General features: G+C 65.0%; 14 protein-coding genes. 7 read left to right on the top strand and 7 right to left on the bottom strand.

The features are described 5' to 3' along the window. The 3 genes from WBR68_RS15410 to WBR68_RS15400 form a co-directional block, all read left to right on the top strand. The coding region (locus WBR68_RS15410; protein ID WP_255696073.1) for a phosphate acyltransferase at positions 1 to 1,326 on the top strand (1,326 nt) is incomplete at its 5' end. Next, positions 1,307 to 2,536 (top strand): patatin-like phospholipase family protein, encoded by a 1,230-nt coding sequence (locus WBR68_RS15405; protein ID WP_230694658.1) that lies wholly within the window; start codon positions 1,307 to 1,309, stop codon positions 2,534 to 2,536. The genes WBR68_RS15410 and WBR68_RS15405, both read left to right, overlap by 20 nt. Next, positions 2,533 to 3,000 (top strand): barstar family protein, encoded by a 468-nt coding sequence (locus tag WBR68_RS15400; RefSeq protein ID WP_046804365.1) that lies wholly within the window; start codon positions 2,533 to 2,535, stop codon positions 2,998 to 3,000. The genes WBR68_RS15405 and WBR68_RS15400 overlap by 4 nt, the downstream gene beginning before the upstream one ends. A gap of 90 nt (positions 3,001 to 3,090) precedes the next feature. Here the strand turns inward: WBR68_RS15400 and WBR68_RS15395 are convergent, their stop codons facing one another. Next, complete coding sequence (locus WBR68_RS15395; RefSeq protein WP_050448780.1) at positions 3,091 to 3,822, bottom strand: 16S rRNA (uracil(1498)-N(3))-methyltransferase; 732 nt, start codon at positions 3,820 to 3,822, stop codon at positions 3,091 to 3,093. Positions 3,823 to 3,854: 32 nt separating this feature from the next. Next, entirely contained in the window at positions 3,855 to 4,250 is a 396-nt protein-coding gene (locus WBR68_RS15390; RefSeq protein WP_050448781.1) for a hypothetical protein, read from the bottom strand. A gap of 231 nt (positions 4,251 to 4,481) precedes the next feature. Between WBR68_RS15390 and tkt the strand changes: the two genes are divergently transcribed. From tkt to WBR68_RS15375, 3 genes are all read left to right on the top strand, one after another. Then, entirely contained in the window at positions 4,482 to 6,518 is a 2,037-nt protein-coding gene (gene tkt / locus WBR68_RS15385; RefSeq protein WP_127185511.1) for a transketolase, read from the top strand. A gap of 15 nt (positions 6,519 to 6,533) precedes the next feature. Then, on the top strand, positions 6,534 to 7,544 hold the full coding sequence (gene gap, locus WBR68_RS15380; protein ID WP_006221200.1) for a type I glyceraldehyde-3-phosphate dehydrogenase: 1,011 nt from the start codon (positions 6,534 to 6,536) through the stop codon (positions 7,542 to 7,544). 93 nt (positions 7,545 to 7,637) lie between these two features. Next, the gene (locus tag WBR68_RS15375; protein WP_050448783.1) at positions 7,638 to 8,831 is read left to right on the top strand and encodes a phosphoglycerate kinase; all 1,194 of its coding nucleotides are present in this window, start codon (positions 7,638 to 7,640) and stop codon (positions 8,829 to 8,831) included. 242 nt (positions 8,832 to 9,073) lie between these two features. On the opposite strand, the gene WBR68_RS15370 is transcribed toward WBR68_RS15375, so the two are convergent. Further along, a complete protein-coding gene (locus tag WBR68_RS15370; protein ID WP_230694657.1) occupies positions 9,074 to 10,057 on the bottom strand; it encodes a Bug family tripartite tricarboxylate transporter substrate binding protein in 984 nt (327 codons plus the stop codon). A gap of 286 nt (positions 10,058 to 10,343) precedes the next feature. On the opposite strand from WBR68_RS15370, the gene WBR68_RS15365 reads away from it, so the two are divergent. Beyond that, the gene (locus tag WBR68_RS15365) at positions 10,344 to 12,032 is read left to right on the top strand and encodes a SulP family inorganic anion transporter (RefSeq protein WP_230694656.1); all 1,689 of its coding nucleotides are present in this window, start codon (positions 10,344 to 10,346) and stop codon (positions 12,030 to 12,032) included. A gap of 2 nt (positions 12,033 to 12,034) precedes the next feature. Here the strand turns inward: WBR68_RS15365 and fabI are convergent, their stop codons facing one another. Genes fabI through WBR68_RS15345 form a run of 4 tightly spaced genes read right to left on the bottom strand, consistent with a single transcriptional unit; the run spans position 12,035 to position 17,517 of the window. Beyond that, positions 12,035 to 12,823 carry an enoyl-ACP reductase FabI gene (fabI, locus tag WBR68_RS15360; protein WP_050448786.1) on the bottom strand — a complete coding sequence of 263 codons (789 nt, stop codon included), beginning with the start codon at positions 12,821 to 12,823 and terminating at the stop codon, positions 12,035 to 12,037. Between the two features lie 11 nt (positions 12,824 to 12,834). Then, a complete protein-coding gene (locus tag WBR68_RS15355; RefSeq protein ID WP_050448787.1) occupies positions 12,835 to 14,028 on the bottom strand; it encodes an acetate/propionate family kinase in 1,194 nt (397 codons plus the stop codon). Positions 14,029 to 14,062: 34 nt separating this feature from the next. Beyond that, positions 14,063 to 15,007, bottom strand: a complete 945-nt coding sequence (locus tag WBR68_RS15350; RefSeq protein WP_050448788.1) for a phosphate acetyltransferase — start codon at positions 15,005 to 15,007, stop codon at positions 14,063 to 14,065. Then, positions 15,004 to 17,517: a DUF3141 domain-containing protein gene (locus WBR68_RS15345; RefSeq protein ID WP_230694655.1), complete on the bottom strand. Its 2,514-nt coding sequence runs from the start codon at positions 17,515 to 17,517 to the stop codon at positions 15,004 to 15,006. The genes WBR68_RS15350 and WBR68_RS15345 overlap by 4 nt, the downstream gene beginning before the upstream one ends. Positions 17,518 to 17,523: the final 6 nt, after the last annotated feature.

The following is a 17,523-nucleotide window of genomic DNA, read 5'->3' as shown; positions in this document are numbered from 1 at the left end:
TGCTTCCCGTACATCTTCCGGGGTGCGCTGGACGTGGGCGCCACCACCATCACGCGCGAAATGGAAATGGCGGCGGTCTATGCCATTGCCCAGTTGGCGCAGGAAGAACAGAACGAAGTTGTGGCGGCCGCCTATGGCACGTTCGACATCTCGTTCGGCCCCGAATACCTGATCCCCAAGCCGTTTGACCCGCGCCTGATCGTGCGCATTGCGCCGGCCGTGGCCAAGGCCGCCATGGACGGCGGCGTGGCCACGCGCCCGCTGGCCGATATGGAAGCCTACGAAGCGCAGTTGCAGCAATTCGTCTACCACTCTGGCGCGTTCATGAAGCCGCTGTTCTCGGCCGCCAAACGCATCGTGCGTGAAGGCGGCCCCGCCCGCATCGTGTTTGCGGAAGGCGAAGACGAACGCGTGCTGCGCGCGGTGCAGGTGGTGGTTGACGAAGGCCTGGCGCGCCCCATTCTGGTGGGCCGCCCGTCGGTGCTGCTGACCCGCATCGAAAAATTGGGCCTGCGCCTGCGCCTGGGTGAAGACGTTGAAGTGACCAACCCGGAATACGACGAACGCTTCCATCAGTACTGGACCACCTACTGGGAACGCATGTGCCGCCGTGGCATCACCAAGGAAATGGCGCGCGTGGAAATGCGCCGCCGCATGACCTTGATCGGCGCGATGATGGTGCACCTGGGCGATGCCGACGGCATGGTCTGCGGGTCGGTGGGGGCGTATCACGATCATCTGCGTTTCGTGGATGAAGTGATCGGTCGGCGCCCCGGCCACAACGTGTATGCCGCCATGAACATCCTGCTGCTCAATGAGCGCACGGTGGTGTTGGTGGACACGCACGTCAACGATGAACCCACGGCCGAACAGATCGCTGAATTCACCATTTCCGCCGCCAACGAAATGCGCCGCATGTATCTGGCGCCAAAGGTGGCGCTGCTGTCGCGTTCGAACTTTGGTTCCGGCAGCTCGGCGTCCGGCGCCAAGATGCGCCGCGCGTTGGAAATCGTGCGCGAGAAAGAACCCGAACTGGAAATCGACGGCGAAATGCACGGTGACTGCGCACTGGACGAAGCGCTGCGCATGCGTATCCTGCCGTCGTCCACCCTGAAGGGCGAAGCCAATCTGCTGGTGTGCCCGAACGTGGACTCGGGCAACATTGCCTACAACCTGCTCAAGACGGCCGCGGGCGGCAACGTGGCGGTCGGCCCGTTCCTGTTGGGCTGCAATGCACCGGTGCATATCCTGACCTCCAGCTCGACCGTGCGCCGCATCGTCAACATGACCGCGATGACTGTGGTCGATGTCAACACGCCACGTTGAAGTCAGTCCCGCCGGTCCGGCGTGCCCCCGCGCGCCGATCGGCCTGGTCCTGACGGGGGGCGGCGCGCGCGCCGCCTACCAGGTTGGCGTGCTCAGCGCCATCATGGAACTGCTGGACCCCGACTGGCAATCCCGCTTCCGTAACCCGTTTGACATCATCTGCGGCACGTCGGCGGGCGCGATCAACGCCGCCGCGCTGGCCTGCCGCGCGGACCGCCCGCACCTGGGCGTGCGCCGCATCCGCCGGCTGTGGTCGTCGCTGAATACCGACATGATCTACCGCGCCGACGCGCCCGGGCTGATACGCACGGGGGTGCGCTGGCTGGGGCTGCTGTCGCTGGGATGGATGTATTCGGGGTTGACGCGCAAACGGCCGCAGTCGCTCTTGGACAACAGCCCCATGGAGGCGCTGCTGGGCCGGGTGCTGAACTTCGACCATTTGCGCGCCAACCTGGAAGGCGGCGCGCTGTCGGCGCTGGCCATCACGGCGTCGGGCTACACCAGCGGCGAACACCTGACCTTCTACCAGGCGCACGCGCCCATCGAGCCCTGGCACCGCTATCTGCGGCTGGCCATCCCCACCCCTATCGGCATCGACCACCTGATGGCGTCGTCATCGATTCCCTTTGTGTTCCCCGCCCGGCAGGTGCAGGTGCATGGCAAAGGCGAATGGTGCGGCGACGGGTCCATGCGCCAGTTGGCGCCGATCAGCCCGGCCATACATCTGGGCGCGCACCGCGTCATGGTGATCGGCACCGGCTTTCGCGACGATACCCACCCGGAGAACCGCGAAGATTCCCCACCGTATCCATCCCTGGCGCAAGTGGGCGGGCATGCGCTGTCCAGCATCTTCCTGGATGGTTTGTCGGTGGACGTGGAACGGCTTGAGCGCATCAATGCCCTGATGGAGCATGCCACGCCGGACGGCGTCCAGGTCAATGTGCGCCGCATCCAGGTGCTGACCATCACCCCCAGCCAGTCGCTGGACACGATGGCGCTAGAGCACCTGCAAGACATGCCCGCACAAGCGCGTGCCCTTTTTCGCGTACTCGGTGTATCGTCCGATCCAGGCCGTCCTGGGGGCGGTGCGCTGATGTCGTATCTGCTGTTCGAATCCAGCTACACCAAGCGATTGATTGAACTGGGTTATGCCGATACGATGCAGCGTAACGAAGAAGTGATCGCCTTTTTCAAGGAGGCTCAGGCATGACGCGCAATGGCCAATCTACGTTGCAGAAGCAGCTTCTGCGCGGGGGAGCGCTGCCTCATGAGGGGCTGGACAAGAAGGCCGTCGTTGACGCCTCGCACGAGCTTGGCCTGTCCTTGTTCGTTGCCAACTGTGACCCCGCCCGCAGCCGTTCCGCGGTACTGCGCGCCATCGTCAAGGCGGTGGACTTTCCCGAATACTTCGGCGGCAACCTGGATGCCCTGTACGACTGCCTGTGCGATACGGTCCTGGATCACAAGACGGGCGTCGTGTTGTGGTTGTACCGGCTGCACTCGGGCGACCCGGTGCTGGAAGAAGACGCCGCCAAAATTGAAACCGTGTGTTCGGACGCTGCCGATTTTGCGCGTGAAAATGGCCGCATCTTTGCGTTTGTCATAGAACACGCGGGCCGCCACCCCGACCCGGAACCCGGCATCGCGGCGGCCCCTTACGGCGAGAACGATTAGCTGTTTATCTTTCTGACCGCTTGGCGGGGGCGGCAATGCCGCGGCGTGTGCTTGTGCTTGTGCTCGTGCCCGGCTCCAGGACTTGGACGGCTACCAGCCCATCAATGCGCTGACTGCCGCCAGCAGCGCCAGCCCGGCCGTCTCGGTGCGCAGCACGCGCGGGCCAAATCGCACGGCCTGCACGCCCGCCTGGCGGGCCAGATCCAGTTCCTTGTCCGACCATCCGCCTTCGGGGCCCACCAGCAAGGTCAGCGCCGGTAAGTCGGGCGTGGCTCGCAGCTTGCCGGCCAGATCGTCAGTGGCTTCCGGATGACACAAGAGGCGCAATCCATCAGCCGGCTGGGCCAGCCAGTCAGCCAGCGTTTGCGGTGCATCCACCGTCATCAGGCGGTTACGGCCGCACTGCTCACTGGCGGATTGTGCAATGCGCTGCCAATGAGCGACCCGTTTGTCCAGCCGAGGCCCGGACAACTGCAACACGCTGCGTTGCGCGGCAATCGGGCTGACACGGGCCGCGCCCAGCTCCACCGCCTTTTCCACCACCCAATCCATCTTGTCGCCCGACGGCAAGCCCTGTACCAGCGTGATGCGCCCGGCAAGCTCGGCTTCACGGGGGTTGAAGTCGCCCAGCGTGGCGAAGCCTGCCTTGCCATCCACCTCAAGCACGGCGTCGTACTCACCACCCTGTCCATTGAACAGCACGACGGTTTCGCCGGCTTTCAGCCGCAGCACGCGCAACGCATGGTGCGCCAGGGCGTCCGGCAAGGCGACACGGGAGCCGGCAACAAGGGGGATGTCGCAGAAAAATCGGGGGGCGGACATGGGCGTTCGGGCGCGGGGGGCGGGCGATCAGGTTATTTGAGCGCGTAGCCTACCACCTTGACCCCCCATTCCAGGAAGGTCGGGGCGCTGGACGCCAGGTTCAGGCCCAGCAGCGTCAGAAACCCCACCGTCATTTTCTTGTCCAGCCGCATGAACTGGGCGCGCAGGTCAGCCAGGTCTTCGTGCGTGGCGAAACGCTTAAGCTCTTCGCGGTTGGGCAGTTGGGCGATTTGTTCCTGAAGCGCGCGTTGCGTCTCCTTCAGCGACGCCTCGGATTTTGCGTAAATACTCGCTACCAGTTCGGCTTCGCCCTTGATCTGGGCGTGCTCCAGCGCGCGCGCCAAAGCAAAGGCACGCTCTTCGCCCAGAGCGGTGCGCAAGGCCATGATGCCTTCAACGGGGATGGTCAGGTTCAGCATGAGGCCCATGGTAGGGGACTCCATCAGAGAGGTACAGGGCACCATGCTGAATGTCGGACCACTTTCCCGCAATTGTGGGAGCTACGCTGATATTTCCCCTGGGGCGATACGCTTCATTACATCGGGCTTAAGAGCGATGGCGTGAGGGAAATCCCCTGATGCTAAAATCGTCTGCTTCGCAACCCACTCAACTGGCCCCTATATTCCCCTTAGGCGCGCCAGCTTCAAAGAGCCTTCCGAATGAGCAATCCGACCGCCCCTAAACTTGCCTTGGCGGATGCCATCCGCGCCCTCGCGATGGATGCTGTGCAACAAGCGAACTCCGGGCATCCGGGTGCTCCCATGGGCATGGCGGAAATCGCCCAGGCCTTGTGGACGGGCAACCTGCGCCACAACCCCAACGATCCCGCCTGGGCCAACCGCGACCGCTTCGTGCTGTCCAACGGCCACGGCTCGATGCTGATCTACGCGCTCTTGCACCTGACCGGTTACGACCTGTCGATCGACGAGCTCAAGAATTTCCGCCAGCTGCATTCCAAGACGCCGGGCCACCCCGAAGTGGGCATCACCCCGGGCGTGGAAACCACCACCGGCCCGTTGGGCCAGGGCCTGGGCAACGCCGTGGGCATGGCGCTGGCCGAAGCGCTGCTGGCGGCTGAATTCAACAAGCCCGGCCACACCATCGTTGACCACCACACCTACGCCTTCACCGGCGACGGCTGCCTGATGGAAGGCATCTCGCACGAAGTGTGCTCGCTGGCCGGCACGTTGAAGCTGTCCAAGCTGGTCGTGCTGTATGACGACAACGGCATCTCCATCGACGGCCACGTTGAACACTGGTTCGCCGACGACACCGCCAAGCGCTTCGAAGGCTACGGCTGGAACGTGATCCGTGGCGTAGACGGCCACGACGTCGCCGCCGTGGACGCCGCCATCAAGGCCGCGCGTTCGCAATCGGAAAAGCCCACGCTGGTGATCTGCCGCACCGTCATCGGCAAGGGTTCGCCCAACATGGCCGGCACGCACAACGTGCACGGCGCGCCGCTGGGCAAGGACGAAATCGCCGCCACGCGCGCCGCGCTGGGCTGGTCGTCGGAACCGTTCCAGATTCCGCAAGACGTATACGACGGCTGGGATGGCCGCAAGCAGGGCGCCGCGGCCCAAGCCGAATGGCAGACCGCGTTTGACGCCTACGCCGCCGCGTTCCCCGCCGAAGCCGCTGAATTCACGCGCCGCATGAAGGGCGAAATGCCCGAGGGCTACGCCGACCAGTTCAAGGCCTTCCTGGCCTCGACCCTGGAAAAGGCCGAAACGGTCGCCACCCGCAAGGCTTCGCAATTCGCGATCGCCGCGCTGGCGCCGCTGCTGCCCGAAATGCTGGGCGGCTCGGCCGACCTGACCGGTTCCAACTTCACCGACTGGAAGGGCGTTGCCGCCGTTCGCGCGGGCGAAAAGGGCATTCAGTTCGGCCGCCACATCAACTACGGCGTGCGCGAATTCGGCATGGCCGCCATCATGAACGGCGTGGCCTTGCACGGCGGTTACCTGCCTTTCGGCGGCACCTTCCTGACGTTCTCTGACTACTCGCGCAACGCCATCCGCATGGCCGCGCTGATGAAGCAGCGCGTGGTGCATGTGTTCACCCACGATTCGATCGGCCTGGGCGAAGACGGCCCGACCCACCAATCCATCGAACACGCGGCCAGCCTGCGTTTGATTCCCAACCTGTCCCTGTGGCGTCCTTGCGATACGGCCGAAACCGCCGTGGCCTGGAACGCCGCCGTGACCCGCCCGACCAGCATCGGCATGGACGTGCATGACGGCGGCCCGACGGCCCTGTTGCTGTCGCGCCAGAACCTGCCGTTCGTGCCGCGCGATGCCGCCACCGTGGACGCCATCGCGCGCGGCGGCTACGTGCTGCGTGATGCCGAAGGCGCCCGCGCCGTCATCATCGCCACCGGCTCGGAAGTGGCCATTGCGCTGGACGCGCAAGCCCAACTGGCTAAGGAAGGCATCGCCGTGCGCGTGGTCTCCATGCCCAGCACCGACGTATTCGACAAGCAGGACGCCGCCTGGAAACAATCCGTGCTGCCCAAGGGCCTGCCGCGCGTGGCTGTCGAAGCCGGCGTGACCGCCTTCTGGCACAAGTACGTGGGCCTGGAAGGCGCCGTGGTCGGCATCGACCGCTACGGTGAGTCCGCCCCGGCCGGCGCATTGTTCAAGTTCTTCGGGCTGACCGCCGACAAGGTGGCCGAGACCGTCAAACAGGTTTTGTAAAAAAGGGAGCTTAGTATGACTATTCGCGTCGCCATCAATGGTTACGGTCGCATCGGCCGCAACATCCTGCGTGCCCACTACGAAGGTGGCAAGAAGCACGATATCGAAATCGTCGCCATCAACGACCTGGGTGATCCCAAGACGAACGCGCACTTGACGCGCTACGACACCGCCCACGGCAAGTTCCCGGGCACCGTCGAAGTCGACGGCGACTTCATGGTCGTCAACGGCGACAAGATCCGCGTGCTGGCCAACCGCAACCCGGCTGAACTGCCCTGGGGCGAGCTCAAGGTTGACGTGGTCCTGGAATGCACGGGCTTCTTCACGACCAAGGAAAAGGCCGGCGCGCACATCAAGGGCGGCGCCAAGAAAGTCATCATCTCGGCCCCGGGCGGCAAGGATGTGGACGCCACCATCGTGTTCGGCGTGAACCACGGCGTGCTGAAGTCGACCGACACCGTCATCTCGAACGCGTCCTGCACCACCAACTGCCTGGCCCCGCTGGTCAAGCCGCTGAACGACAAGCTGGGCTTGGAAAACGGCCTGATGACGACCGTTCACGCCTACACCAACGACCAGGTCCTGACCGACGTCTACCACGAAGACCTGCGCCGCGCGCGTTCGGCCACCATGAGCATGATTCCCACGAAGACCGGCGCCGCCGCCGCCGTGGGCCTGGTGCTGCCGGAACTGAACGGCAAGCTGGACGGCTACGCCATCCGCGTCCCGACCATCAACGTGTCGCTGGTTGACCTGTCGTTCGTGGCCAGCCGCGACACGACCGCCGAAGAAGTGAACAGCATCCTGAAGGCCGCGTCGGAAGGCGAGTTGAAGGGCATCCTGGACTACAACACCGAGCCCCTGGTTTCGGTGGACTACAACCACAACCCGGCCTCCAGCACCGTTGACGCGTCGCTGACCAAGGTCTCGGGCCGTCTGGTCAAGGTCTCGTCCTGGTACGACAACGAGTGGGGCTTCTCGAACCGCATGCTCGACACCACCGTCGCGCTGATGTCGGCCAAGTAAGCAACACGGTCAGTCCATAGGGGACGGATTTGTTTTCCGCCAATGCGGAAAATGGGTTCGTCCCCTTTGTTCGCCTATCGTAGGAAAGCAAATATGTCCAAGGTCAATACCCTGTCCGCGCTGGCCAAGTCCGGCGCCCTGTCCGGCAAGCGTGTGTTTATCCGCGCCGACTTGAACGTGCCGTTCGACGACGCCGGCCGCATTTCCGAAGACACGCGCATCCGCGCGTCCGTGCCGGGCATTCGCCTGGCGCTGGACGCCGGCGCCGCCGTGATGGTCACGTCCCACCTGGGCCGCCCGAAAGAAGGCGTGCTGACCGAGGCCGATTCGTTGGCCAAGGTCGGCCAGCGCCTGTCCGAATTGCTGGGCATGCCCGTGCAATTGGTGCGTGACTGGGTCGATGGCGTGCAAGTGGACCACGGCCAGGTCGTGCTGCTGGAAAACTGCCGCGTGAACGTCGGCGAAAAGAAAGACGACGAAGCACTGGCCAAGAAGATGGCCGCGCTGTGCGACGTGTATGTCAACGACGCCTTCGGCACCGCCCACCGCGCCGAAGCCACCACGCACGGCATCGCGCGCTTTGCGCCCGTGGCCTGCGCCGGCCCCTTGCTGGCAGCCGAACTCGACGCCCTGGGCCGTGCGCTGCACGAACCCAAGCGCCCGCTGGTGGCGATTGTGGGCGGCTCGAAGGTGTCGACCAAGCTGTCCATCCTGCAATCGCTGGCCGACAAGGTTGACCAGTTGGTGGTGGGCGGCGGCATCGCCAACACCTTCTTGCTGGCCGCCGGGCTGCCCATCGGCAAGTCGCTGGCGGAACCTGACCAGGTTGAGCAGGCGCGCGCCGTGATCGACATGATGAAGCAGCGCGGCGCGGCCGTGCCGATTCCGGTGGACGTGGTGTGCGCCAAGGCGTTCGGCGCGGACGCCGAAGCGACGGTCAAGGCCGCCACCGATGTGGCCGACGACGACATGATCCTGGACATCGGCCCGCAGACCGCGGCGCAGTTGGCCGAGATCCTGAAGAAAGCCGGCACCATCGTCTGGAACGGCCCGGTGGGCGTGTTCGAATTCGACCAGTTCGCCAACGGCACCGAAGTGGTGGCGCGCGCGATTGCGGAGTCCGACGGCTTTTCGATCGCGGGCGGCGGCGACACGCTGGCCGCCATCGCCAAGTACGGCATCGGCGAACAAGTCGGCTACATCTCGACGGGCGGCGGCGCCTTCCTGGAATTCCTGGAAGGCAAGACCCTGCCGGCCGTGGCCGTGCTGGAAGCGCGCGCGGCGTAAGCGGTGGAGCCATCGCGCAACGTCCCATCGTAGGATGGGTGTAGCGCGAGACGGTCTCTGAAATAGCGCTGCAACTTATCGCGCGAAACCCATCAAGCGGCATACGCATGTGGCTGAATTAGCCATTGCGCCTATGCTGCTTGATGGGTTTCGCGCGTTTGGGGCTGGTGTTCTTCTTTAGGTTCGGCTCGCGCTGCACCCATCCTACGTGCCATTGAAGACCGGTTTTTAGCCGACCCGCCTTATTCCATTTTGGCGCCGGAGATTTTCACGATTTCTGCGTAGCGCTTGATTTCCGATTGGATGAACGCGCCGAACTGTTCCGGCGATTGGCCGGCCGGCACCAGCGCGCCCATGTTCTCCATGCGCTGCTTTACCTCCGGGGTGGCGACGACCGCATTGACTTCCCGGTTCAGGCGCTGCACCACGTCTTTCGGCGTGCCCGCCGGGGCCACGATGCCGTACCACGCCGACGCAAACATCTTCGGCACGCCCGCCTCCTCGAACGTGGGCACATTCGGCAGGGCTGGCAGGCGCTGGTGCGAAGCCACGGCCAGTGCGCGCAGGGCGCCCGCCTGTACCTGGGCCAGCGAACCGGTGTCCAGCATCATGTCGACTTGTCCGGCCAGCAGGTCCGACACCGCCGGGCCACTGCCCTTGTACGGAATGTGCATCACATCCGCGCCCGTCAGATGCTTGAACATCGAACCCGCCAGATGCTGTGACGAGCCAACGCCGCCCGAGCCGTAATTCAATTTGCCCGGTTCTGCCTTGGCCGCCGCCACCAGGTCGGCGACCGACTTAAAAGGCGACTGCTTCGGCACTTCAAGAATGTTGGGAATCTCGGCCACGAAGGCGACCGGCGCGAAGTCCTTTGCGGCATCGAAGCCCAGGCGCGCATACAGGTGCGGATTGGCCGCGTTGGTGGAACTGGTGGCCATCAACAGCGTGTAGCCGTCGGCCTTTTCACGCACGAAGGACGCGGTGCCGATGTTGCCGCCCGCGCCTGCCTTGTTGTCCACGATCACCGTCTGGCCCAGTCGTTCGGACAGGCGCTGCGCCAACAGGCGGCCCAACGAATCGGTTGCGCCGCCCGGCGGCCAAGGCACGACGAGTTTGATGGGGCGGTCGGGGTAGGCTTGCGCCTGTACGGCCGGGGCAACGCCCGCGGCAAAGGCGGCCAGAATAAGCGCGCGGCTGGCGCGGCGCAGGAACGTGTAGGACATCAAGTCTCCAGAAGTGCCGGCCCTGTCCTTCGCGTCGGGTGATCGATGCGGGGCGGGCCATGTCGGTGTGCAATACGCGGCGGGGTGCCGCTTTTCTTGTGCGGGGACTCTACGCAATCCTGCTTTTCGATAAAAGAGATAAATATGCAACGATCTTCATTCTAAAAAGGAATGAAATGCACCGGCTTGTTGATGTGGATCCGGTTCAAAGCGCGTCGCTTGGTGTAGCCTTTGCGGTCTCTCTGCCCATCGCGCAACATCATCAATCAGGTCGTCTCGCAGCATCATGAACTACCGTCTCTTTCCCGGCCTGAACAACTTCCGAGGCATCACTCGAGACTCGGCGCGGCGCGATGTCATGGCTGGGCTGAGCGTGGCGGCCGTGGCCTTGCCGGTGGGCCTGGCCTATGCCGCGATGATGGGCGTGCCCCCCGTCGCCGGCCTGTGGGCCGCCATCGCCGGCATGCTGGGCTATGCGCTGTTTGGTTCGTCGCGCACCTTGGTCGTGGGGCCGGACACCGCCACCTGCACGCTGATCGCCGCCACCCTCACTGGCATGGCGCTGACCTCCCCCGAAGACCGGCTGGTGGCGGCCACCGGCATTGCGCTGACCGTGGGCGTGGGCTGCCTGATCGCCCGCGTGTTGCGGCTGGGCGTGCTGGCCAATCTGCTGTCGCGCCCCGTCTTGATCGGCTATATGGCCGGCGTGGCAATTACGTTGGCCGTGTCGCAAATGAGCGGGCTGACAGGCGTGGGGCTGCGTAACACCGGGCTGGTGCATCCGTTTCTGGAACTGTCCCGGCGCGTGCAGGAAATCCAGATTCCGACCCTGATCCTGGGGCTGGCCTCGTGTGCGTTGCTGTTGGGTGTCAAACACTGGCGGCCAACCTGGCCCGGCCCGATCCTGCTGGTGGTGGGGGGCTGTCTGTTGTCGTGGCTGTTTGATTTTCCCAGCCTGGGCATTGCGGTGGTGGGTGAGGTACCGGCCGGCTTGCCGGGCATCAGCCTGCCCGTGCGGCTGGAAGGCGTGGACAGCATGCTCCTGGGCGCGGCGGGGGTGTTGGTGGTCAGTTTTTCCAGCGGCATCGTTACGGCGCGCAGCTTTGCCGCCCGCACCGGCGAACATGTGGACCCCAACCGCGAACTGGTGGGCTTCGGCGCGGCCAATGTGGCGGCGGGCCTGTTCCAAGGCTTTGTCGTGACAGGCGCGGATTCGCGCACGGCGGTGGGGCTGGTGGCCGGCGGTTCGTCGCCGCTGGTCAGTGTCAGCGCGGCCGTCGCCTTGGCGATTGTCGTGGGCTTGTTGAGCGCGCCGTTGTACTGGCTGCCGCAAGCTGTGCTGTCTGCGATCTTGCTGTTGGCCGCGGCCAGCCTGTTCGACGTCAAGGCATTCATGCGCCTGGCGCGCATTTCGCGCATCGAACTGGCGTTCGGTGTGTTGGCGGCAGTGGGCGTGGTGGGCTTTGGCGTGTTGCAGGGCGTGGCGGTGTCGGTGGGCGCGACCTTGCTGTATGCCATGTATGTGTCGGGCAACCCGCGCGACGCGCTCTTGGGCCGGCTGCCGGGTGAATATGTATTGGGCAAGTTGCACCTGAACCCCGACGCGCAGCCCGTGCCGGGCGTGGTGATCTGGCTGTTCGAATCGTCGGTCTGGTTCTTCAATGCCGACGCTTTCCGTCGGCGCGCGCGCGAAGTCATGGAACAGGCGGGCGATGCCACCTGGTTCGTGTTGGACGCCGAAGCCATGACGCAGGCTGATGCCGATGCGGTGGAAGCCTTGTATGAACTGAAGCGCGAATTGGACGACCGCCATATCACCATGCTGGTGGCGGGCGGCCACGGCCAGTTCCGCATGGCGCTTGAGCGCTCGGGTCTGGTCAAGAAGATTGGCCGCGACAATATCTTCGGCAGCCCCGAGCAGGCGGTGGAAGCGATTGAGCGGCGCCGCCAGGGGCCGCCGGACACGCTGGCCTGAGCCTAATCGATGATGTGATAACCGCCGTCGATGTACAGCGTTTGTCCGGTCATGCGCCGCGCGGCGTCGGTGGCCAGCCACGCGGTGGCTTCGCCCACATCGTCGATGGACACCAGGCTGCGCGCGGGCGCCTTGGCTTGCGCGCGGTCCAGCAGCGCGTCGAATTCCGCAATGCCAGAGGCGGCGCGCGTTTTCAGCGGCCCGGGTGAAATCGCATGCACGCGGATGCCTTGCGGGCCGAGTTCAGCGGCCAGATAGCGCGTGGCGGATTCCAGCGCCGCCTTTACCGGGCCCATCATGTTGTAGTGCTCCACCACCATCTGCGAGCCGTAATAGCTCATGCAGAAGAGAGCGCCGCCCTTGGCCATCAGCGGTTCGGCCAGTTTCGCCATGCGGATGAACGACCAGCACGATACGTCCATGGCTTGCAGAAAGCCCTCGCGCGAGCAGTCCGTCACGCGGCCATGCAGGTCGTCGCGCGGGGCGAAGGCAATGGAGTGCAGCACGAAGTCCAGGTGGCCCCATTCGGCCGTGATGCGGTCGAACACGGCTTCCAGTTCGCCGTCGTTCAATAGGTTTAGCGGCATCAGCAGCGGCGCATCCACCTGCCTGGCCAGCGGCTCGACGTGGGGCAGGGCCTTGTCGTTCAGATAGGTCACCGCCAGTTCTGCACCCATCGCACGAAACGCCTTGGCGCAGCCCCAGGCGATGGAATCGGCGTTGGCGATGCCGGTCACCAGGCCGCGCTTGCCAGCCAGCGGCAACGCCGGGTTCGGGATGGGGGCGTTCATGGTTGGCGTACTCATCGTTGGCGTACCAGGGCCAGCGTGTGCTGGGCGATGATCAGTTCTTCGTTGGTGCGGACCACATACACGCCGATGCGGCTGTCGTCGCTGGAAATGCGGGGGCCTTGATGGGCATTGCGTTCGGGGTCCAGCTTGATGCCCAGCCAGCCCCAATGGTCAGCGATCATCTGGCGGATCTGGGGTGAGTTCTCGCCCACGCCGGCCGTGAACACAATGCCGTCGATGCCGTTCATGGCGCAGCCCAGGCCGATCATGCCTTCGGCCACGCGCCACGCGAAATACTTCAGCGCCAATTGCGCGGCGGGCGCATCGCTGGCCAGCAGTTCGCGCATGTCGTTGCTGATGCCCGACAGACCCTTCATGCCGCAGTCGTGATAGAGCAGATGCTCGATCTGGTCATGGTCCATGCCGCGTTCCATCATCCACAGCACCACGCCCGCGTCCAGCCGGCCGGGGCGCGTGCCCATGGGCAGGCCTTCCAGCGCGGTGAAGCCCATCGTGCTGTCCACGCTCTTGCCTTCATGGATGGCGCAGGCGGACACGCCCGACCCCAGGTGCGCGGTGATGATCTTGCCCATTGCCAGCTCGGGCAGCGCCTGCTTCAAGCGCTGCGCGATGTATTCATAGGACAGCCCATGAAAGCCGTAGCGGCGCACGCCTTCCTGGTACAGCGATTCGGGCAGCGCGTAGCGATCGGCCACGTCGGAATGGCTGCGGTGAAATGCCGTGTCGAAGCAGGCTACCTGTGGAATCCACGGGCGGCGTTCACGGATCACGCGGATGGGCGCCAGGTTGTTGGGCTGATGCAGCGGCGCAAGCGGCGTGAAGGTGTCCAGCTTGGCCAGCACGCTATCGTCGATGAGCACCGGTTCGGAAAGGTCCGGCCCGCCGTGCACCACGCGGTGTCCCACCGCCAGCGGCGCGCCGCCCAGGTGGCCGCTCAACCAGGTGCCGACCACTTCCTGGGCGTTGGGCACGTCGGGGGCGTGGCTCGGGGCAACGTCGCGTTCCAGCAAGGTCCGGCCCGCCGCATCGCGTACCCGCAGCTTCGGGTGCGAGGTGCCGATGCCTTCCAACTGGCCGCCCAGGCGTGGCGCCAGTTCCTGCTGGCCGTCGATGTCGTACAGGTAGAACTTGATGCTGGAACTGCCGGCGTTGATGACGAGGATGGTGTCGCTGGTATCACTCATGGCTCTGGAGTCCGGTAGCGGTGATGCGGATGGATCAGGCCAGGGGGCGGGCCGCCAACTGGCTGAGATGGTGCGCGTAGATGGCCGCCACCGCGCACGATGCCAGTCGCGAACGCGGGCTGTCGGCGCGGCTGGTCAAGATGATGGGCACGCGCGCGCCCAGCACAATGCCGGCCGCTTCGGCATTGGCCAGGAACGTCAGGTTCTTGGCCAGCATATTGCCCGCTTCCAGGTCGGGCACCACCAGCACCTGCGCCACACCCGCCACGGGCGAGCGTATGCCCTTGATGCGCGCGGCGTCCGGGCTGATGGCGTTGTCCAGCGCCAGCGGGCCGTCCAGCAGGCCGCCCGTGATCTGGCCACGGTCGGCCATCTTGCACAAGGCGGCCGCTTCGATGGTGCTGGGAATGTTGGGCGTGACCTGCTCCACCGCCGACAGGATCGCCACGCGCGGCTCACCCAGCCCCAGCCCTTGATGCAGGTCGATCACGTTGCGGATGATGTCGGCCTTGGTTTCCAGGTCAGGGAAGATGTTGATGGCCGCGTCCGTGATGAACAGCGGGCCGGCATAGGTGGGCACTTCCATGATGAAAACATGGCTGATGCGGCGGCTGGTGCGCAAGCCCGTCGTGCGCGCAACGACCTCGTGCATCAGTTCATCGGTGTGCAGGCTGCCTTTCATCAGCAGCGTGGCCTCGCCATTGCGCACCAGCGCCACGGCGGTTTCGGCGGCGGCGTGGCTATGCGGCGCGTCAACAATGCGTGCATCGCCCAGGTTCAGATTGAACTGGGCCGCCGTGTCGCGGATCTTCTTTTCCGGCCCCACCAGGATGGGGTGCAAGAGGCCCAGGTCGCGGGCTTCCAGCGCGGCGGACAGCGAGGGTTCGTCGCAGGGGTGGGCGATGGCGCAGAAGGCCGGTTCCAGCGTCTGCGCGCGGGCGATCAGCGTGTCGTAATGCGTGGACGTGGTCAGTGTCATGCGCGTTTGGCCTTGGCGGGTTGTTTAGCGGGTTGCGCGGCGGCTTTTGTGCTGCGCTTTGCGGCGGGCTTGGCTGCTTTCGTTGCTGCCTTGGGTGCCGCCTCCGTTGCGGTCTTCGGTACTGCCTTCGTAGTCGCCTTCGATGCCGTCCGGGTTACTGCCTTGGTTGCGGCCTTCGTCGCCACCTTCGTCGCTGACTTTGCCGCCGCCGGATGCGGCTGGGCGGTCTTGGACGGCACCTGTGCGGCCGCGTCGATCAGATTCAACGCGGGGGCGGTGGGGGCGGGCTCGGCTTCCAGTTGGGCGGGCGCATCCGCCTGGGCGCGCTTCTGGGCACGACGTTCGGCAGCTTCGAAGATGCGCTCCATTTCCGTCAGGCTGTCACGTGCCGCCGGGCTAAGCGGTTCAGCGGCTTCCAGCACGTGCTTCATCGTTTTCAGCGCGTCGCGGATCGCGGCGGCGGACGACTTCTCCAACAGGCGCGGCATGGCCTGGATGGCGGCGTCGGAATCCAGCGTCAGGATCAATGCCTGGTCGCGGATGGTGTCCTTGAATTCCTGCAAGGTCATGGCGTTGTCGGATTCGGCGCGCACTTTGCGGATCAGCGCAAAGCTGCGTTCGTCCAGGCCGCCCTCGGCCCCCGACACATACAGCAGCATGCGGATGGCCGCCACGCGCAAGCCGCCTTCTTGCAGCAACGAACGCAGATCGGCGGTGCGCTCTTCCATGAAGCGGCGGTGTTCGGGCGACACGCCGGGGTGCTTGCGCGGCGGGCCGGAACGCGCACCCAGCCCGGCCAGGTCCTGCACCAGCGGCGAACCGTATACGCCCATGAAGGTGCGTTCGTCCGCCGAATCGCGCATTTCCTGCCAGATGTTCAGGCTGGTCTCGACCCAGTTGGAAAACATTTCCTGCGCCATCAGGAACGGGTTGGACTCGGACACCGGCTGGCGGTGCGCGCGCACCTGTTCGGCAACCTTCGCGATGGGGGCGATGGCCGGGTTGCGGTCCGAGATCAACTCATACGGCAAGCGCAACGGATGCAGGCGCTGCGACCATTCCGCCGATTGCGGCGTGACCAGCGCGCGCAGCCAGGGCTGCATGAAGCTGCGGTACATGCCCAGGTTGATGTCCGAGATGCGTGCCACGGCGGCAAAGCGCTTATCGTCTTCTTCCTTGCGGTCGACAATGGTGCGCACATCGTCCAGCGTGCGCTGCTCGAACGACAGCACGTAGTTGCCAAACGCCAGGTCGGCATTGGGCGTGTCGGGCGTTTTGTCGGCGATTTCCGCCTGGTAGATGCCGGGCGGGAGCACGTCGATCATGTCGATGTTCGACGTGAATTCCTGGTGTTCCTTGCGGGCCACGCTGCCCGACACGAAGATGCCCAGGTGGCCAATGCTCTCATGCACGGCATAGACGATGGTCTGCCCGTGGGCCAGCACTTCGGCTTCGTTCTGATAAAGGTCGGGGATCCAGCCCAGCGCCTGCGGCGGGGGCGTGATGTTGTCGCCCTTGGAGCAGAACACCACGATGGGCGAACGGATATTGCGCAGGTCGATACGGATGCCGTCGGAGGTGACCAGGCCCGCGGTCGCCAGGCGGTTGCCCACGAACAGGTTGTCGACGATGTACTGGATTTCGGGGCCGTTCAGGAAAACGTGGCCGCCCCACCATTTTTCAAAGCTCAGGTAGCGGTCGGCTTCGGTGTCCACCTTGGAATACAGGTTGTACTGCTTGGACCACAAGGTGTTGGCCGGATTCAGGTTTTCGAAGTTCTGCACCAGCCAGGCGCCGTCGAATTTGCCGTTGCCCAGGTCGCTGGTCATCGCCGTCAACCAGCTGCCGCCCAACAGGCCGCCGGAATAGCGCATGGGATTCATGCCGCGCCAGCCCGCCCAGTACGACAGCGGGGCACCAGCCACGATGATGGGGCCGAACAGTTCGGGGCGCACGGCGGCGGTCATCATGATCTGCCAGCCGGCCTGGCAATTGGCCACCACCACGGGCTTGCCTTCTGCGTCGGGGTGCAGCGCGATGATCTCTTCCAGGAAGCGGGCTTCGGCCATCATCACGTCTTCGACGGTCTGTTCCGGCATGGGCTGCGGCAGGAAGGTGGCGAAGTAGCAGGGGTGTCCGGCTCGCACCGCCACGCCAATTTCGCTTTCCGGCTTGAAGCCGCCGATGCCCGGGCCGTGCCCGGCGCGCGGATCCACCACCAGGAAGGGGCGCTTGATCGGGTCGGTTTCCACGCCTTCGGGCGGCTGGATGCGCAACAGCCCGTAGTTGACGGGGCGGGGCAGCTCGCGGCCATCCATCACCAGTTCGAACTCCATGCTCAGCACGTTGGGGGCGCGCTTGGCCATGTGTTCGTGGTACTGGTTGCCGCGCTGGCGCAGCACGTCGGCGTAGAGCACGCCACGTTGCCAGGCATCCACGGCATATTCGTAGGCGGCCGTCCAGGGATTGAAGGACGGGGTGGGGACGCGATCGTTGCCGGAATCGGCCATGGCGAT

The organism is Achromobacter sp. JD-1 (assembly GCF_038594925.1).
GTDB lineage: Bacteria > Pseudomonadota > Gammaproteobacteria > Burkholderiales > Burkholderiaceae_B > Achromobacter > Achromobacter spanius_C.
This window is presented reverse-complemented; position numbering and strand designations above follow the sequence as displayed.

Excerpts from the sequence above, each read along its gene's own strand:
- WBR68_RS15345 (WP_230694655.1), bottom strand. The coding sequence starts at position 17,517 with ATGGCCGATTCCGGCAACGATCGCGTCCCCACCCCGTCCTTCAATCCC.
- WBR68_RS15365 (WP_230694656.1), top strand. The coding sequence starts at position 10,344 with ATGAACTACCGTCTCTTTCCCGGCCTGAACAACTTCCGAGGCATCACT.
- WBR68_RS15375 (WP_050448783.1), top strand. The coding sequence starts at position 7,638 with ATGTCCAAGGTCAATACCCTGTCCGCGCTGGCCAAGTCCGGCGCCCTG.
- WBR68_RS15350 (WP_050448788.1), bottom strand. The coding sequence starts at position 15,007 with ATGACACTGACCACGTCCACGCATTACGACACGCTGATCGCCCGCGCG.
- WBR68_RS15390 (WP_050448781.1), bottom strand. The coding sequence starts at position 4,250 with ATGGGCCTCATGCTGAACCTGACCATCCCCGTTGAAGGCATCATGGCC.
- WBR68_RS15405 (WP_230694658.1), top strand. The coding sequence starts at position 1,307 with ATGTCAACACGCCACGTTGAAGTCAGTCCCGCCGGTCCGGCGTGCCCC.
- WBR68_RS15395 (WP_050448780.1), bottom strand. The coding sequence starts at position 3,822 with ATGTCCGCCCCCCGATTTTTCTGCGACATCCCCCTTGTTGCCGGCTCC.
- gap (WP_006221200.1), top strand. The coding sequence starts at position 6,534 with ATGACTATTCGCGTCGCCATCAATGGTTACGGTCGCATCGGCCGCAAC.
- tkt (WP_127185511.1), top strand. The coding sequence starts at position 4,482 with ATGAGCAATCCGACCGCCCCTAAACTTGCCTTGGCGGATGCCATCCGC.
- fabI (WP_050448786.1), bottom strand. The coding sequence starts at position 12,823 with ATGAACGCCCCCATCCCGAACCCGGCGTTGCCGCTGGCTGGCAAGCGC.
- WBR68_RS15370 (WP_230694657.1), bottom strand. The coding sequence starts at position 10,057 with ATGTCCTACACGTTCCTGCGCCGCGCCAGCCGCGCGCTTATTCTGGCC.
- WBR68_RS15400 (WP_046804365.1), top strand. The coding sequence starts at position 2,533 with ATGACGCGCAATGGCCAATCTACGTTGCAGAAGCAGCTTCTGCGCGGG.
- WBR68_RS15355 (WP_050448787.1), bottom strand. The coding sequence starts at position 14,028 with ATGAGTGATACCAGCGACACCATCCTCGTCATCAACGCCGGCAGTTCC.